17 protein-coding genes are annotated in these 17,809 nt (G+C 47.3%); 6 read left to right on the top strand and 11 right to left on the bottom strand.

Going from position 1 to position 17,809, the window contains the following annotated elements; genetic code table 11:
- Positions 1–9: 9 nt before the first annotated feature.
- The 3 genes from odhB to mce all read right to left on the bottom strand — a co-directional run bounded on the left by odhB (position 10) and on the right by mce (position 5,407).
- Positions 10–1,653 (bottom strand): 2-oxoglutarate dehydrogenase complex dihydrolipoyllysine-residue succinyltransferase, encoded by a 1,644-nt coding sequence (odhB, locus tag GJR95_RS22515; RefSeq protein ID WP_162388003.1) that lies wholly within the window; start codon positions 1,651–1,653, stop codon positions 10–12.
- 78 nt (positions 1,654–1,731) lie between these two features.
- Positions 1,732–4,518: a 2-oxoglutarate dehydrogenase E1 component gene (locus GJR95_RS22510; RefSeq protein ID WP_162388002.1), complete on the bottom strand. Its 2,787-nt coding sequence runs from the start codon at positions 4,516–4,518 to the stop codon at positions 1,732–1,734.
- Positions 4,519–4,972: 454 nt separating this feature from the next.
- Positions 4,973–5,407 (bottom strand): methylmalonyl-CoA epimerase, encoded by a 435-nt coding sequence (gene mce / locus GJR95_RS22505; protein WP_162388001.1) that lies wholly within the window; start codon positions 5,405–5,407, stop codon positions 4,973–4,975.
- 130 nt (positions 5,408–5,537) lie between these two features.
- On the opposite strand from mce, the gene GJR95_RS22500 reads away from it, so the two are divergent.
- Positions 5,538–5,864 carry a HesB/IscA family protein gene (locus GJR95_RS22500; RefSeq protein ID WP_162388000.1) on the top strand — a complete coding sequence of 109 codons (327 nt, stop codon included), beginning with the start codon at positions 5,538–5,540 and terminating at the stop codon, positions 5,862–5,864.
- 75 nt (positions 5,865–5,939) lie between these two features.
- A complete protein-coding gene (locus GJR95_RS22495) occupies positions 5,940–6,509 on the top strand; it encodes an acyl-CoA thioesterase (protein WP_162387999.1) in 570 nt (189 codons plus the stop codon).
- Between the two features lie 18 nt (positions 6,510–6,527).
- On the opposite strand, the gene GJR95_RS22490 is transcribed toward GJR95_RS22495, so the two are convergent.
- The 6 genes from GJR95_RS22490 to GJR95_RS22465 form a co-directional block, all read right to left on the bottom strand.
- Complete coding sequence (locus GJR95_RS22490; RefSeq protein ID WP_162387998.1) at positions 6,528–7,556, bottom strand: methionine synthase; 1,029 nt, start codon at positions 7,554–7,556, stop codon at positions 6,528–6,530.
- Between the two features lie 83 nt (positions 7,557–7,639).
- A complete protein-coding gene (locus tag GJR95_RS22485) occupies positions 7,640–8,602 on the bottom strand; it encodes a phytanoyl-CoA dioxygenase family protein (RefSeq protein ID WP_162387997.1) in 963 nt (320 codons plus the stop codon).
- A 232-nt stretch (positions 8,603–8,834) separates the two neighbouring features.
- On the bottom strand, positions 8,835–9,344 hold the full coding sequence (locus GJR95_RS22480; RefSeq protein ID WP_162387996.1) for a GNAT family N-acetyltransferase: 510 nt from the start codon (positions 9,342–9,344) through the stop codon (positions 8,835–8,837).
- A gap of 6 nt (positions 9,345–9,350) precedes the next feature.
- Positions 9,351–10,184: a sugar isomerase domain-containing protein gene (locus GJR95_RS22475; protein WP_232540826.1), complete on the bottom strand. Its 834-nt coding sequence runs from the start codon at positions 10,182–10,184 to the stop codon at positions 9,351–9,353.
- Positions 10,185–10,227: 43 nt separating this feature from the next.
- A complete protein-coding gene (locus GJR95_RS22470; protein WP_162387995.1) occupies positions 10,228–11,118 on the bottom strand; it encodes an ROK family protein in 891 nt (296 codons plus the stop codon).
- 89 nt (positions 11,119–11,207) lie between these two features.
- Complete coding sequence (locus GJR95_RS22465) at positions 11,208–11,990, bottom strand: SDR family NAD(P)-dependent oxidoreductase (RefSeq protein WP_162387994.1); 783 nt, start codon at positions 11,988–11,990, stop codon at positions 11,208–11,210.
- Between the two features lie 277 nt (positions 11,991–12,267).
- Here GJR95_RS22465 and GJR95_RS42560 point away from each other — a divergent pair, with 277 nt between their 5' ends.
- Positions 12,268–12,396, top strand: a complete 129-nt coding sequence (locus GJR95_RS42560; protein WP_262889725.1) for a hypothetical protein — start codon at positions 12,268–12,270, stop codon at positions 12,394–12,396.
- Between the two features lie 7 nt (positions 12,397–12,403).
- Here the strand turns inward: GJR95_RS42560 and GJR95_RS22460 are convergent, their stop codons facing one another.
- Entirely contained in the window at positions 12,404–13,117 is a 714-nt protein-coding gene (locus tag GJR95_RS22460; RefSeq protein ID WP_162387993.1) for a hypothetical protein, read from the bottom strand.
- Between the two features lie 62 nt (positions 13,118–13,179).
- Entirely contained in the window at positions 13,180–14,373 is a 1,194-nt protein-coding gene (locus tag GJR95_RS22455) for a Gfo/Idh/MocA family protein (protein WP_162387992.1), read from the bottom strand.
- A 73-nt stretch (positions 14,374–14,446) separates the two neighbouring features.
- Between GJR95_RS22455 and pnuC the strand changes: the two genes are divergently transcribed.
- The 3 genes from pnuC to GJR95_RS22440 all read left to right on the top strand — a co-directional run bounded on the left by pnuC (position 14,447) and on the right by GJR95_RS22440 (position 17,489).
- Positions 14,447–15,112, top strand: a complete 666-nt coding sequence (gene pnuC / locus GJR95_RS22450) for a nicotinamide riboside transporter PnuC (RefSeq protein WP_162387991.1) — start codon at positions 14,447–14,449, stop codon at positions 15,110–15,112.
- 686 nt (positions 15,113–15,798) lie between these two features.
- On the top strand, positions 15,799–16,098 hold the full coding sequence (locus GJR95_RS22445) for a chitobiase/beta-hexosaminidase C-terminal domain-containing protein (protein ID WP_162387990.1): 300 nt from the start codon (positions 15,799–15,801) through the stop codon (positions 16,096–16,098).
- 740 nt (positions 16,099–16,838) lie between these two features.
- Entirely contained in the window at positions 16,839–17,489 is a 651-nt protein-coding gene (locus tag GJR95_RS22440; protein ID WP_162387989.1) for a response regulator, read from the top strand.
- The last annotated feature ends 320 nt before the right edge of the window (positions 17,490–17,809 follow it).

The following is a 17,809-nucleotide window of genomic DNA, read 5'->3' as shown; positions in this document are numbered from 1 at the left end:
TCGTTCTTACTACATCTCCAGCAGAAGGCGAGCGGGGTCTTCCAGAATCTGCTTCACACGGACAAGGAAGCTAACCGATTCTTTACCATCAATGATACGGTGATCGTACGATAGGGCGACATACATGATTGGCCGAATTACGATTTCGCCATTTACGACAACCGGCCGCTCAACGATATTATGCATACCCAGAATAGCCGACTGAGGTGCGTTAATGATTGGCGTTGAGAGCATTGAGCCAAATGTACCGCCGTTGGTGATTGTAAACGTACCACCGGTCATCTGTTCAATGGTCAGCTTATTGTCGCGAGCCAGCCCGGCGAGCCTGCCGATCTCTTTTTCGATTTGCGCAAAGCTTAACTTTTCAGCATTCCGGATAACGGGTACAACAAGCCCGCGCTCCGTTGAAACGGCGATAGAAACATCACAGAAATCGTTATAAATGATGCTGTCTCCGTCGATCTGAGCATTTACGGCTGGGAATTCCTTCAGAGCGGCACAAATGGCCTTCGTAAAGAAAGACATGAAGCCAAGCCCTACGCCATGCTTCTCTTTGAATTTGTCTTTGTATTTGTTCCGCAGATCCATGATCGGCTTCATGTCCACCTCATTGAAGGTAGTCAGCATAGCCGTTTCATTCTTAACAGCAACCAATCGGCGGGCAATTGTCCGGCGCAGGGAGGTCATTTTTTCCCGACGCTGACCACGTTCGCCAGCTACAACCGGTGCTGGTGCTGCGGGTTTAGCCACAGCGGGTTGTGCCGGTGGTGCAGGCTGAGCAGCGGGTGCGGGTTGTGCCGGAACAGGCGATGCTTTCAGTGCATCTTCTTTGGTTACACGCCCACCAACACCGGTTCCCTGCACTTGTTGCGCACTGACACCTTTTTCATCCAGAATTTTAGCGGCAGCCGGTGAAGGGTAATGAGCGGCATAGCCATTCTGGCCATTACTGGCGGCTTCAGCAGACGCTGCTGGCTGAGCGGCAGGTGCGGGTTGAGTAGGTTGTGGCGTGACTGCAGGCTGAGCAGCAGCTGCACCCGTTTCAATCTTCGCAATTAACGCGCCAATGGGCAACGTTTCGCCTGCCTGGGCTACGATCCGGAGTGTTCCGGCCGCTTCGGCTGGGAGTTCAAATGTAGCTTTGTCCGATTCGAGTTCGCACAAAACTTCGTCGAGAGCAACCTGATCGCCATCTTTTTTACTCCACGAAGCAATAGTTACTTCCGTAACTGATTCACCAACAGCGGGGACTTTCATTTCCACAACGCTACCACCCGTGGCTGCAACTGGAGCCGCAGCAGGTTCGGCGACTGATTGTAAAACCGGAGTCGATTCGGCAACTGGAGCCGCCGGTTCCGCAGGTTTAGGTACTTCGGCCTTGGCTGGTTCAGGCGTTGGGGCCACACTTGGTGCGCTACCGCCGTTATCAATTGTGCAAATGCTGGCACCGATCGGCAACACATCGCCCTCCTGTGCCAGAATGTGAAGGATTCCGTCGGCTTCGGCCGTTAATTCAAACGTCGCTTTATCGGAGTCGAGTCCACAGAGAACGTCGTCCATTTTTACAGGATCACCTTCTTTTTTATACCAGGTGCCAACAGTAACTTCGGTAATGGATTCCCCCACAGGAGGAATTTTCATATCAACGGCCATTTTTCTATAGTTTGTGGTTCTTGGTTTGTGGTTTATCGTTCTGTTAAAACGATAAACCACAAATGGCAAAACTCCTTGTTATTCAAACGCTCTGCGAACGATGTCTGCTTGTTCCTGGGTATGTATTTTGGGGTAACCCGTTGCTGGCGAAGCCGCAGCCTTCCGTGAGATAATCGGCAGACCCATGCCGACACGCAACAGATAAGACCAGTATCCCATGTTTTCAGGTTCTTCCTGAACCCAGAATAGCTCGGCTTTTTTGTACTGACTCAGTACGGCATCCAACTGTTTTTTAGGCAATGGGGCCAGCTGTTCCAGCCGAACGATGGCCACATCATCACGCTGATCAGCCTGCTGCTTGTCCAGGAGATCATAATACACTTTCCCCGTGCAAAGTAAGACACGTTTCACCTTTTTCGCCTGTGCATAACTATCGCCGATAACCTCCTGGAAGCTACCTTGCGTCAGGTCTTCCACTGGCGAAATGCATTTGGGATGACGTAGCAACGACTTAGGCGACATAACCACAAGTGGTTTACGGAATGCCCATGCCAGTTGTCGACGCATCAGGTGGAAGAAATTGGCTGGCGTCGTTATGTTGGCCACGACCATATTGTGTTCAGCATATAGCTGCAAATAGCGTTCTGGCCGCGCATTCGAGTGCTCAGGCCCCTGACCTTCGTACCCATGCGGAAGCAGGAGTGCCAAACCATTCTGGATACCCCACTTCGATTCGGCAGCCGCGATAAACTGGTCGATGATCAACTGGGCACCATTCGAGAAATCACCAAATTGTGCCTCCCAAATGACCAATGCGTGGGGGTTGGCCATGGCATAACCATATTCAAATCCCAGCACACCGTATTCCGACAGCAGCGAGTTGTATACCTGAAACTTCTGCTGGCCTTCCTGAATGAAATCGAGCGACGAATACGATTGATTCGTTTCAGCATCATGCAGCACAGAATGGCGGTGCGAGAATGTACCACGCTGTACATCCTGACCACTCAACCGAACGGGCTTTCCTTCGAGCAACAGCGAACCATAGGCCAGCAACTCAGCTGTTCCCCAGTTCACCGTTTTCGTATCGTTGAGCATGGTCTGCCGATCTTTCAGCAGCTTGTCAATTTGCTTCAACGGCTTAAATCCTTCCGGTATTTTCACCAGAGCTTTACCGACCAGTTCCAGCGTTTCGGGCGAAATCTTTGTTTGGGGCGACTGGTCAAAATCGCTCGGTTCACTAAAGCGAAGTTCAGCCCAGTCAAGGTCAAGGCGCAGTGGTTTATACGGGATTTCAGCTTTCTGTTTCACCCGATCCAGCCGATCCTGCAATTGTTTTTTAAACTCCGTATCCATGCGCGTTGCCAACTCAGCGTCTACATCGCCCCGCTTAATGAGTAGGTCTTTGTAGAGTTCACGCGGATTGGCGTGCTTATCGATGATGTTATACATCGTCGGCTGAGTAAACTTCGGCTCATCGGCTTCATTATGACCGTAGCGACGATAGCAGACCATATCGATGAATACATCACGATTGAACTTCTCACGAAACTCAACCGCCAGTTTAGCGCAGAAAATTACCGCTTCTGGATCGTCGCCGTTCACGTGAAAAATCGGCGCATCGATAATCTTCGCTACATCTGAGCAGTAAATCGACGACCGGGCATCTTCAAAATCCGTCGTAAACCCAATCTGGTTGTTGATCACAAAATGGACAGTACCGCCGGTCTTATAACCCGCAAGCTTAGCCATTTGTGTCACTTCATAGACAATACCCTGTCCGGCCACGGCGGCATCACCATGAATCAGGATGGGCATTATTTTGGTAAAGTCGCCTTTGTATTCTTCATCAGCCTGTGCACGTACAAACCCTTCAACTACAGGATTGACGGCTTCCAGGTGCGACGGGTTCGGAGCCAGTTTGACACTGATCTGCTTTCCCGATTTGGTTTCAATCAGGCTGGAATAGCCAAGGTGGTATTTAACGTCACCATCACCATGTACCTGATCGGGCACATTTCCTTCGAACCCATCAAATATTGATTCGTAGGATTTGCCCAGAATATTCGCCAGCACGTTCAGGCGCCCCCGGTGAGCCATACCGATCATCACTTCCTCAACGCCCATGTCGGCCGCCTGATTGATAATGGTATCCAGCGCCGGAATAGTTACTTCACCACCTTCGAGCGAAAACCGCTTCTGACCCAAATATTTTGTGGCCAGGAAGTTTTCAAAAACGGTAGCTTCATTCAGTTTTTCGAGAATGCGTTTTTTCTCATCCAGAGAAGGCATAAACACGAGTGCTTCCTTCTCAATTTTATTTCGGAGCCAATTCTTGACATCCAGTTCGCGGATGTACATATACTCGAAACCGATCTCACCGGCGTAAATCTTCCGCAGCGAATCCATAATGACCCGTAGCGTAGCGGGTCCGATTCCGAGTAATTTACCTGACTCAAATACGGTGTCCAGATCTGCATCAGACAGCGCATAATCGGGAAGATCGACCCGAGGCTGGCGGTCTTTACGGGCTTTCAGCGGGTTCGTCTTGGCCAGCAAATGGCCACGAGACCGATACGCTTTAATTAAACTAGCGACCGAAACTTCTTTTTCGGCGTGGCTGGCATCAACTGGCTTCGCCGAAACATCGGCCTGAGGGGCGGTTTGCCCGTTGCCATTGGCTGAAGCGCCATTGGTTTTACCATTGGAACCATTGGCGTTTTCGCCATAGGTCAATGAGAATTCAAATCCTTTGAAAAATTGCTGCCAGCTTTCGTCAACTGCCTGGGGGTCTTGCTTGTAAGACTGATAGAGTTGATCTACGTAAGCCGCGTCGGAATTGGCGATATATGAGTACTGATCCATGACGGGGGCGCGTCGTTGTTTTGACCCGCAAAGGTAACGTATCGGCCAAACAGTTGGCCCTAAAATTTTTGGTTTTTATTCTATGTCTTTGCTAGTAACGACACCCTTCGTTTTATAACAGTATTAATGAGGGTTTAGTTGACAAACACCAGCTTAATCCAACGACCAAGTAGAATAAAGTATGAGATCATAGCTCTATGTACATTATTTTACATTTCGACCCGATACAACGACAAAATAGCCCGCTCTTTTGCCTTCTTCGATAGCCTGTTCAACCATCAGACTGTATTTGCCCATTAAGCAGAGTAGTAAAAAACAACAGGATATAGTGCACAATACCAATGCGATTCCTTACTGACCGCTACTAGTTTGAATGGGGAAACGTGTTTATAGTCTGGTTTGTCCAGAGTGTCGTAAAAGATGGCCAGCTGATGAAAGTCACTGCCTTATAGCGCTAATGGCTCGGAGTTAAATCCTTCGTCGCTATTTTTCGCTCCTGGCATAGCTCTATTAATACGCCATTGGTCCCTTTCGGATGTAAAAAACAGACGAGTTTATTATCGGCACCTGTTTTGGGCGTTTCGCTCAGCAGGATAAAGCCTTCACCTTTCAGCCGATCCATCTCTGCATAGATATCATCAACTTCAAAGGCAATATGATGGATACCCTCCCCTTTCTTTTCGAGAAATCTGGCAATTGGGCTAGCTGCCGTTAAGGCTTCGAGCAACTCAATTTTGGTTTGGTTGATTCGAAAGAAAGACGTTGCCACGCCTTCCGTTTCCACTGTTTCGGCCTTGTAGGGCTGAACGCCCAGAAGCTTTGTAAATAAATCATTGGACGCGGCAATGTCGCGGACAGCAATACCGATGTGTTCGACGTTGGTGAGCATATTATTATCTGGACTGAGGCCCAATTAGTTGGTAAGTTGAGCGACGACGCTGGGTAAACAGAACTTTTCCGATTGGCAGAAAGTTAATAGATCAGCATTAATTCGCGTCAAAATCGATTCTATTACGACTATGGTTACTGTTTCAGAAATCGCTAAAAATAAGATTGTTGAACTACGCCAGAAAGATGGCATTGCCGACGAATATTCCATTCGGGTGGCTGTGCAGGGCGGAGGTTGTTCGGGCCTGATGTATGATCTACAATTTGATGCAACACAGCAACCAACCGACCATGTCGTTGAAGATAAAGGCATTAAGATTCTGGTAGACCGTAAAAGTCTGTTGTATCTGGCCGGTACTGAGCTTGATTTTTCGGACGGTTTGAATGGCAAAGGATTCCAGTTTAAAAATCCGAACGCCAGCCGTACCTGCGGTTGTGGCGAAAGTTTTGCCGTATAACATTCCGATACTACTTTTGAAAAACACCGTCCGTATGATGACGGTGTTTTTTTATGACCCCACTTTTCCCTTACCATGTCGCTTCAAGCCAAGCCCGTCAGTCATTCGCGCACAACGCTGACTGAGTTAATGATTCCAGCTTATGCCAACTTTGGCGGTAAGATTCACGGTGGCACCTTGCTATCGCTGATGGATAAAGTTGCCTACGCCTGTTCAGCAAAGCATGCCGGACAGTATTGCGTAACGGTTTCTGTGGATGGAGTCAACTTTCGCCAGCCGGTTGAAGTTGGTGAACTGGTTTCGCTTATGGCATCGGTTAACTATGTTGGCCGGACTTCGCTGGTCGTTGGCATAAAAGTTATCGCTGAAAACGTAAAAGTCGGCACGGTAAAACATACGAACACCAGCTATTTTACGATGGTCGCCAAAGACGATCTCGACCGCCCAACCGAAGTACCTCCCCTCCTGCTCGAAACACCCGATGATGTTCGACGTTTTCTGGAAGCGATGAAGCGGAAAGAACTCCGTGCGGCCTACAGCGAACACTTCGATAATGCCCGCCTGCGGATGCTTCATAACGAAAATATTGATCAGCTTACCGGCGAGCGTTGTCAGCTCACCGATGAGCTGAAAAAAAGCCTGTAGAACCGGTAGGTATTGACCCTACAATTCGGCACGAACAATTTTTGCTCCGGCCACCATGTTGGCTAATTTTTGTTTTGCTGCCCATCTGGCTGTCTGGCTGAGACCACAATCGGGCGCAACGGCCAGTTTTTCGGCTGGAACAAAGGGTAAACATTTACGAATGCGTTCAGCAACATCGTCTGGAGTTTCGATGTAATAACTTTTTACATCAATCACCCCGACGGCAACATCGAACTTTTCGGCAAATCGCTCTAACAGATTAACTTCGGCAAAATTCAGGATGGTCATCTCGGAGTGAAGCTCGTCTACGGTCATATCCAGAAAGTCGGGGAGCATAGGAGCAATCGTTTTCTTACCGACCGACCGGCCTTTATAATTTCCGAAACAGAGGTGCATGGAAAGCCGGGTTTTGCCAACCCCCGGCGCAACTGTCCGATTGAAAATATCGACAAACCGTTTTGTATCCTCGCGGTAGGCGTAGCAGGACATTGACGGCTCATCGACGCAAATCTCCGGAACACCAAGGGCAACCAACTCAGCAATCTCCTTATTGACGAGTGGCAATAAGGCTTCAGTCACCTCCCAGCGATCTTTGTATAAACTTCCGGGCAACAACCGCCCGCTGAGTGTATAAGGGCCAGGGATCGAAACTTTTAGGCCCTGACCCTCTGGAGCCAGTCGTTTCAAACGCAGGTATTCGTCTACTACGCCCAATCCGTTAGGGGCCGTGAGTGGCTCAATAATGTTGTGTTTACCCCGCTGGTCGTGAGCAGGCGGCCCAAATCGCCTGAGTTCGGTATCGTTATTCTGAATCCCATTGATGTATCCATAGAACGATAGATTAAAATCAAACCGGGTTTGTTCACCATCGGTTATAACATCTAAACCAGCCGCCACCTGATCGTGAACAGACGCAACTACGGCGTCTTCAATCATTTCGCTGATATCAGCAGGACCAAACTGAGCAAGATTCTGACTCGAAAATTCGAGCCAGCCAGGGAACGGCATCGATCCAACAACTGTAGTTTTAACAGGAACTGACTGCATTTTTCAATGAATAATGTGTACTATAAACCTTGTTGTAAGTTCGGAACAATTTTTACATTTCACATTATTCATTTTATTTTCTGCTAGAACGGCTTTTTACCGATTACTTTTTTGAAGACTTCTTTCAGCAACACCGGTAAGGTAAAATTGTGGCTAACGGCATAGCGAAAGCTCCCCGTATTGATGGTTTCTATTGGCTTTCCATTCTCGCTGTGCTGTACTACTTTTCCGGTAGCAATATTAACGACATGGCGCAAATTCAGGTTGTTGGCAAACATGTCTGAAAAACGGGGCGAGTAATACATGCATCCTTCAAAATAATAGTGCGTTACCTGCGACCAGCGTGTCACATTCCCCCCTTTAATTGGCATGCCCCCATGCACCAGATTTGACGACCAAATCAGTACATCACCTTTTTCCATATGAATTTCCTGGCGCTGATATCCTTTAGCTTCCATGAATTCCTCCATAAAATCTTCGTAATGCGGATATTCAGCGTAGTTCTCCTCTGCTTCTATACCGATATCAAAGTAATTGAACTCCTCCTGCCGCTGCGAACGTGGATAGTAAAATAATGGTCCGTTATTGGTATTTGTTGCTTCTAATGCCACCCACACGCCACACATAAACCGAGCGGGCGTGCTGCTAAAGTGAATGGTATCGGAGTGGGCCCGCTGCTGTGTGCCGAATTTGAAATTAAGCGTCTGAAATGGAATTGGTTCGCGCTCATAAAGCAAGCGGAGTACGTCAAAAATCTGTGGTACGCTCGCAATCTCGCGAACAGTTGAGTATTTTTTCCATAGATCCTGATGACGGGAGGGCTGCTCGCCAACCTTGGCTGGATATTCGTTCTGGATCTGCTGTAGAGTTCGATCAATCAATTCGTGACTTACCTGCTGGCGCAACAACAAAAATCCTTCGCGATTATAATGCGTAACCATTTCATGCTGCTCGGGTGTCAGCTCTTTTTTTTGTAATAAATCATTAAAAAAAGGAGATTCGACCCATGGCAAGTTCATTTTCTCAGCTAAGGAGACATTCTTCATGTTTTTTTTCTTTTTCAGGGTTACTGACTATCAAAATAATTTTCAAAAGAGGCAAATTAAATCAAATGATAACATCAAATAAACCTGCTGCCTATCAATAAATTAGAGTAGCGATTTTTTGTGTTAGTTCCTTTTTATTAAATGCGATTAAAGGTATTAATTCTTCAATTAATTACGATGTACCAGCCCAAAATATGATACTATAAGGAGGCAATAAAATGCCTTTTTTTTGTTAACGGTAGACCCTATACTCCCACCAAAGCATATCCTCTACGCGGTCGAACAATCTGAATTTATTTTTTTCCAGTACTTTTTGGGAGGCCACATTTTCAGCTTCAGTATCTGCTATTACTCGGCCAACGCCCGGTTGTTGCGCTGCCCATGTCAATAAACCACCTACCATTTCACTCATATAGCCATTCCGCCGAAAGGCAGGGTAGGTGCCATAACCGATCTCAATAGTCTCATTCTCATCGGGTTCGCCTTTGAATTTTGCCTCCGCAACGAACTGTTGTTTCTGGCGATCGATAGCCAGCCACATGGTATGGTAAAGTGCGTCATTGGTTGGGTCCTGCAGGCGTGGAATAGCAAAATAAGTAATGATGCTCAACACGGGTTCAACCACTTCCCGATGCCCCTTTTTTAGCCCAAATTCATTTTCTAACTGGTTCTGGCCTGCGATATGAAGGCGAAGTTGATCGAGCGTCAGGGGAACGATTGTAAGGCGCTGGGTTTCAATCATTGTTTGCTATTGATTCGGTTCGCTAACGTAACTCGGAATGCCCACATTTTCGTACAGCTTTGCCAGTCGATGGGCATGTTCATCGTAAGCCGACTCAAATAGTTCAACAGCGCGCTCAGCTCCCACCACAACGCCCGCGCTGAGTACTTTGGGTGGTCGTCCGGCTTCGGTCAGCAGTTGCGCAATTTCGGCTTTGATACTATTGACAAGCACAGCTCCTCCTACTGTGCTTCCGGGTGCTACGGGCGTATCCAATCCCGGTATTGCCAACATGGCATCGCCAACGGGTGCACCCGTGTCCAGAATCAAGTCAGCAAAATCGCTGAGCTTCCTGCCATCAGCCCGTTTGCTTGTGCTCTTTTCAGAATGCTCTTTTGTAATCAGTGCCACCACTTTTACGCCCTGTCGCTGAAAAAGTTCAGCCATCTCAATTGGCACAACATTACAACCAGATGAGGAGATAATCAGCGCAGAATCCTGATCCGTTAGCGTATAATTTCGCAGAATACGGTCAGCCAGCCCCGGCACATTTTCCAGAAACATAGCCTGCCTCTGCCCATTGGCCCCGACCACAAGATTATGAAACGTCAGCGAGAGTTCGACGATTGGATTAAAACCAGGGAAAGAGCCGTAACGGGGCCACATTTCTTCGACCATAATCCGGCTGTGGCCCGACCCAAAGACATGAACCATACGGCCTGCCAGAATTGTATCGGCAAACCACTTAGCGGCCTGCTGGATCTGAGTAGTCTGACTTTCGACTGTGTCAAGAATTTGGCGGCACCTGGCAATATACTGGTGTGTCATTTCTACACTACCGGGTTTCCCGTTGAGATTCATCGGATTAAGCGTATTTAGTTCAGTCAATTGTGTAGTTACAACATCAAAGAAATCCTGGCTCTGATTGAATAGCGAAACTTGCGGCTCCAATAGCGCCTGCCATATCGCCAAACTGAGCAATTTTAATCGGTGTGGTTTGACCGCCCGGTCGCCATTCGTATAGATTCATAAATTCGGCCAGCGGCAACAGTAAATCATCTTCAGCCTGCGTAATGCCCCCACCCAGAACGACCAGATCAGGCGAGAAGCAGTTAATGAGTGAGCTGACCCCAACCGCGAGCTTCCGGACCGACGATAGCCAGACCCACTGCGCGAAATAATCGCCCTGTTTATAGGCTTCCAGTAATTGATAGGTTGAAGTAAATCGGCCTAATGATCGTTTTTCGACGGTTGCATTTCCAATCGCATCTTCCAGACTGCCCGGCATTCCGGTAATGTCCCGATCCCTTTCACTGTCGACCGCGATGTGACCAAGACTTCCTGCCTTCTGAAAATTCCCCTGATACAATCGGCCATCAATCAGAACTCCTCCCCCAACGCCCGTGCCCAACGTAAGCATGACCACATTACGTTGCTTTCTGGCAACGCCAAACCGGCTTTCGGCCAGTAGAGCAGCGTGAGCATCGTTAACAATATGGACGGAATCATTCAGATAATGGCCCCAATGAAACCCTTCCAGACCACTCAACCGTCCGGGCATGAACGCAATGTATTGATTGGTTTCGTTTGGTAAACCGGGAGCAGACAGGCCCGTGGCTTTGACTGGTCCTGATGAAAGCGCCTTTAAGTCGGCAACAGTTTCGGCGACCGCCAGCTTCCAGTCTTTCTCGCCGTTGGTAGGATGGTAGAGCTGCTTGACGATTTCACCCGTTTCTATGTCCATCAGCACGCCTTTAATCCAGGTCCCACCGAGGTCAATGCCGATTGCATTCATTTATCCGAACTCTGTTTTTTTATAGAAACCTGCTTTTGAGTGATCATTTGAACCCCGATTTCCCTGGTCATCACCAAAAGTAAATGGGTTCACAATTGCCCATCACTCACACTCCAGCCACCGTCTATAGTCAGAACCTGCCCTGTGGCAAAAGCCGAATAGTCGGACATGAAATAAACAGCCCCCCCATCCAGGTCATGAGGTAGTCCGATCCGGCCACCATCGAGCGGCTGTTTGGTTCGGGTAAAGGCCATGATCGTTTCATCTTTGGTGGCACGCTGGGCCATTGGCGTCTCGACCAGGGCCGGGGCAATCACATTGACGCGAATGTTGTCGTTGGCATAATAAGCAGCCACCGATTTGGTAAAGCCAATTACGCCTGACTTCATAGCGGCATAGGCATGCGTAGCGAAGTAAGCTGGTGATGGTCGCGACCCCAGCACTGACCCCATGTTCAGGATAGTGCCCCCCTCTCCCTGTGCTCTGAACGCACGAACGGCGGCCTGATTCGACAGCATCAGGGATGTTAGATTAAGATTGACCGTATAATGCCAGCCATCCAGGGTGAGTTCATGAAGAGGCCCATCACCGAAACGGCGACCACTACCACCTGCCACATGATATAGTCCATCGAATCCGCCGAAAATCTGTTGACAAAGCGCAATGGCTTTAGGGGCCGTTTGCGGGTCTGAAGCATCGCCGGACATAGCTAGTCCATTACCATCGAGTTGCTGTTCCGCTATTGTACAGCTTTCGGGGTTTCGTCCAACCACAACAACCTGTGCACCTTCCCGTACGAACGCTAGCGCAGCCGACAGGCCCATACCGGTCGTACCTCCGATAACAACGATTTTTTTAGACTCTAGCCACATTCCGTTTCACAGTAAAATTCTGTAAGCCATCCACAGCAAGTATTTTTTTGCAAATGAATATATTATGCGTCCAATATATAGCCTAATTTCTATTTGTCAGTCGATAGATCCTATATAATTTGCTTCTATGAAAACCGTGTACCAGTTTCTCGGCCTTTCAGAAATTTATTGGTTTAAGGATTTGGTCTTACCCATTTTTGTACCAATGATTGGGTTTTATCTTGGTAGGGCTTTGGCTTCGAGCCGTGCCACGGTTCTTGATGACGATTAACAAACCGTGGCACGGCTCGAAGCCAAAGGCGTACTTGGTTTACGGGTAAACGACTGGCAGGAATTCCGGAAATCAAGCCAACCCAATAAACCTACAGGATATTATCCGGAATTTCGACATACTTCCTTTACGTAATTGATACTTACTGTGTCGATAATCCGTCATAATGAGCCAGCAAATTAACTACCTGATTAACGGTCAGCTGGCCCTTGGGTATGCGTGCTTCCAGCTCCTTTGCGTTATCGCCCAATGAACGAAGCAGTGATTTTTTGGTCAGGGAGACCTTCTGAAGAGGTTTGTATTTCTGCTGAATATAATATTCGTCGATCATCTCGTAATAACCGACATAGCTATCCTGCTTGGCAATATTATAGCCGTTATTCGTATCCGCCGACTGTTTCAATGTACATTTTGTATGCCGGAGCAATTTCACCTTTCCTTCATACAGGTGCATAAAATAGATCCGCTGCTTTATCCCTAAAACATTATACGGTTGACTGCTGAACTTCGCCCCATTGATTGTAAAAGCTACGGGATGCCCTGTTATGATTCGCGTTGTATCGGATGAAAGCCGGTATGAAACCTCGTCTCTGCTCACATTAAAGGCAATTTCACAAGGCTGTCCTTTGCTGTTTCCGTCGATATCGACAGACCCAAATTGCCAAATAGGGAAATTCAGGAACTCACTACCCAGGTATAGCTTCTGAACAACCGTTGTACCGCGCGACTCCGTTACTGTGCATGTGGTAACTAGCTGCCCCTGCGAATTCTGGGACACGATACACTGACCCTTCACATTTTCTATCGCCATCACCAGGCCAACACCCAGAAATAGCTCTGCATACAGCGGTTTCATGCAATCAACAGGTTTAGGTCTATGAACTATCGTCGATGATCATTACTGAACTAGTTATTTCACTACACCAGATCACGTTCGCTGATCTTACCAGTCTGCTTGTCTTTCAGAATGACTTTATGGCGACCGTCGTGGGTTACTTCTTCTTTAATCAGGTAGTGTTGCTCGTCGTAATCGACCAGTGTCGTCTGCGGTGTTAGCCCTTCCTGGCCGCGCCAGACCGGCAGCATGACTTTTTCCCACTGCTTTGTTTCGGCTGATTTATAGGCAGCATCCAGCACTGCATTGACCACGTAGCCATCGTAGAAGGTTTCGGCGGGTTCACGACCTTCTTCCTGCGCTTTAAACATGTCGGTAAACATGTGATTATAGCCCAGATCATTTACTTCATCACCAACAGGAAACAGCCAGCCAGTGGTCGATTCAGCTTTTTCGGCTACGTAATCGGCCCCTTTACCAGTTGTGAACATTTCGAAACCCGTTCGTAGAAAGTTATTTATCCAGATCGTTCCTTCGGTACCCATCACCTCATCGCGAAGATCCATCCCCCCCCGGAACGTCCAGCTTACTTCAAACTGCCCAATTGCGCCATTTTCGTATTTTACCAGCGCAATTGCGTGGTCTTCAGCATCAATGGGTTTTACCTGTGTGGCAGCCCAGCACATTACTTCGACCGGTTTTACATCTTTACCGATAAAATTCCGGGCAATTTCAACACAGTGGCAACCCAGATCGAGCATACACCCCCCCCCCGCCTGTTCCTTATCCCAGAACCAGTCAGAATGTGGCCCAGGGTGGGTTTCGCGCGACTTTGCCCAGAGAATCCGGCCCAGTGCGCCATTTTTAACGCTGTCTATTGCTTTCAGGAATTTGGGCGTGTAACACAAATCTTCGAGGTAGCCCGCAAAAATGCCCGCTTCTTCGGCTGTCTGCATCATTCGCAGGGCTTCTTCGGCATTCCGGCCAAGTGGCTTTGTACATACTACCGATTTTTTGTGTTTTGCACACAGATTTACAGCGGTTTCATGAATGTTGTTAGGAAGGGCAATGCAAACCATATCGACATCAGGATGGGCAATCACCTCTTCCATATTGGTCGAAGCGAAGTCGCATCCATAGTCATCAGCAAATTTTTTAGCCGTTTCCTCCCGACGGGCATAAATAGCTACAACTTTGTCGCGGCTACGTTGTCCGTGAATGGATTCGGCATAGAAGCGGCCAATGAAGCCACCACCGAGCATGGCAATACGTTGCATAAGTAGGGTTGAGATAAATGGTTAATCCGTACTTTCGCAGAAAGGTAAGATTTCCCGCCGATTACTTCCATTCATGGCTGATTTTTTCGATATCAATACGATTTTCTTTACGCTCTGGGGTTATTCGATGAGCTATCTTGAGTTCTTCGGAGCGGTTAGCGGTGCGGTAGCCGTCTGGTTATCAGCGAGGGCCAACATCTGGAGCTGGCCGATTGGTGCGGTTAGTGTCTTCCTGTTTTTCTTCCTGTTTTATCAGGTTCAATTATATCCCGATATGTTTTTGCAGGTGTTTTTCTTCATCACCAATCTACAGGGCTGGTGGCGATGGACCCACCCGAAACAAAATGAAGCGGATACGAAACAGGAGCTTCGTATTAGTCGAATGCCTGCCCGACAATTCCTCATATGGACGCTGGCTGGTATCATTGCAACCGCGCTACTTGGCACTTTTGCCAGCAACCTGCACGAATGGTTTCCCGTACTATTCAGCAAGCCCAGTGCCTTCCCCTACCTCGATTCGTTCACAACCGTCATGAGCATTGTCGCAACGTTTTTAATGATTGAAAAGCGCGTAGAATGCTGGTATGTCTGGTTGGGCGTAGATGCCATTCTGACTTACATGTATTTTGTAAAAGGCGTGAAGTTTGTTGGCGTCGAATATTTTGCTTTCTGCTTTATTGCTGCCGTCGGAGCCTGGCACTGGACGCGGGAATATCATGGTTACAAGACTTTCGCTTAACCGTTGATTGACTGAATTCCTGAATTAGCCAACTCGTTGATCAAATAATCTGTAACCAGGCTTGTCCGTAGCCGATAAATAGTCTGTCCAGTTTGTTTATTGGGCCGATAAACAGAAAATGCAAGTTCAGTACTCATGTAGGCTGAACACTTAGTCCACCACACAAAGTACGGAAGAGCCAGTTTATTAGAAGGGTCAGTCTTCAAAAAACAAACCTCAAATAGCTGAATAGCGACCTTGTTTGAGTTTGAGGTGTTGTGCATACTGCTGTAGTCGGCCAAAATTAACCTTTAGGGCTTGTTTCTCTATGCCGATAGTGGGCAGTCGGCCGCGGCTGTTCGATGCCCAGAATTTTCGACTGGCTTGCGCCAACAGGGAGCACAAAGCCAATATGCTGGACCCGACGATACAACTGAAACTTTCTTCAAACCAATCCGTATGCCGGTTAACATGCGATGGAGTGAAAAAATTGACAGCAACCTTTATTACAATGCAAACGTATAGGTTCCTCGCATGACAACTGATAAGACCTATGAGCAATGGCAGCAAGCGGGCTACGATAACCATTCGCTAATTACAAATCCGGTTTTTGCAGTCCTGAAAACGAGGATTATCGAGTGCAGGATTCCTCTCCTGCCCTAAAAATAGGTTTCAAAAACTTTCCCATGGACATTTTTGGGCATACTATGACACGTGCCAAACCGCGGAGTGGAACCTTTGGAAAAACGTTAAACGTAGTCTTACTGCCCGACGCACGTGGCGGGGACATACATTATACGCTTGATGGGACAGACCCCACTCTTGGCAGCAGGGCTTATACTGAACCGAGTCTACTTGATCGAACCCTAACATTAAAGGCACAGACGTTCAATAACGGTTCGCCGGTAGGGTTTTCAATGCAGGAAGAATACATCCTGGATAAAAACAAGAGTGTTCCATCCTGGTTGAAGACTTTGCTCGCTCCTGAGGTCAAGTCAGTGCTATAAGATAACCCATCAGCTGGGTATAATGCAGCTGTCAATTGGTTTGGGGCTCTTGTTAACAATATTACGGACGGTGATTTGATCGATGCGACCGGTGGATACGACCGTGGAGCCTTTGTTTTGAAGGTAGTCAACGAGGGTAATGGTTATAGTTGGGGAGTCAGGACAAATGACATTATCGTTGCAGTCAATGACGAGCCAATTAATACAAAGGAGGATCTGTTCGTGAAAAAGTATTCTGTAAGCAGCGTGCGCTCGATCACAATAAGGCGTGGATAGAAAACTTTAAAGTTGACCATCAACTAAGATAGTATAACGGTACCAACTAGTACTCTTCTCCAATTTATAGTTTATACGGCATAGTCATGAATGGGGTTGATGACAAACCTATAAGCTGGCCCGGCTTATAGGTTTAACTTGGCCGAGCACTAGTTTGCTTCTGATGTTAAAGTAAACGCAAGCCAAGTGCTTTTACGGTACTCCGGATGAAAGGTTACGACTCATTCCCACTTGAGGTCTGTTGCGCAAATTCAACTCACCCATATTTACTCAGGGATTGGAACATACTCGAGTCATTTTATGGATCGATGTCGGCCTGCCATTGCTTTTGACAAGTGTAGATTTTCCCAATCATACTGTTTTGGTCAGTGATATATTGCAACTTATTACGATATTGTGTTACTTTAACCTCATTATCAGCCAAAATCTGGTCGATAATGAGGTTAACAGCATAAATTGATCGTATGGCAATGTCAATACTAATAGCGGATGATCATCAGTTGGTTAGAAAAGGGCTTCAACTGGTTGTTAAAGAAGTTTTGGGATTTAATACTCAGGTTCAATTCGCAGCAAATGGAGCACAGGTAATCAAGAAGCTGAGAACGACAAAGTTCGACATGTTGTTGACTGACCTAAATATGCCTGAAACCGATGAGCTGGGACTTATTGTAGATGCGTTGTCAGTTTCTCCTGAGCTTAAGATTCTGATAATAACTGTCAAACCGGATAAGGTATTCGCTACCCGTTTTTTTAGAGCTGGCGTTATGGGGTACGTTAACAAATCAGAACCAGACGAGATCCTTTCAGAGGCAATCCGTGTCATTAGCGGTGGCAAGCGGTATGTGTCTCAGTTACAGGTTGAAATGTTTACCAATGCTGTAATCAATAATGCGGTAGATTCTCCTTTTGATAAGCTGTCAAACAGAGAATTTGAGGTTACAATGCTTTTATTAAAGGGCTTTGGTGCTATGGAAGTGGCAAATGCATTGGCTATCAGTGCGTCGACGGCAAGCACATTTCGCTGCCGGATATTTGAAAAGTTGGAAGTGAAAAATATTATTGAGCTTAACCAGCTTGCTCAACAACATCAGGTTCTGGCGGATTTTGAAAACTAATGGAAAATATACTTCCTTTTCCTGCTTTGCTGAAAATTTATAAGACACTCTTTATATGACCGAGCATTTTATGAATTAGTATACTTCCAGTTCCCTGTTTCCCTATTACTTTTTCTTTGTTTATGAAGGCAAGAATTTGGCCTTTGCTTAATCCCGTATAGCAGCTGGCTGGTAAGCCAAAGTCCTAATTAAAAACTGATGTTACGCCACCTTTTGGATGGCTGGTTTAATTTTGAGTATGCAGACAACCCTCGACCTCTATACTGACTACTTACTTAGTAGTTTTGGCCAGACTACCGCGACTGGCTTGTCACGGCTGA

This window comes from Spirosoma endbachense (assembly GCF_010233585.1).
In the GTDB taxonomy this organism is placed as follows: domain Bacteria; phylum Bacteroidota; class Bacteroidia; order Cytophagales; family Spirosomataceae; genus Spirosoma; species Spirosoma endbachense.
Note: the sequence above shows the minus strand (reverse complement) of the source record. Positions and strands in the feature narration are given on the sequence as shown.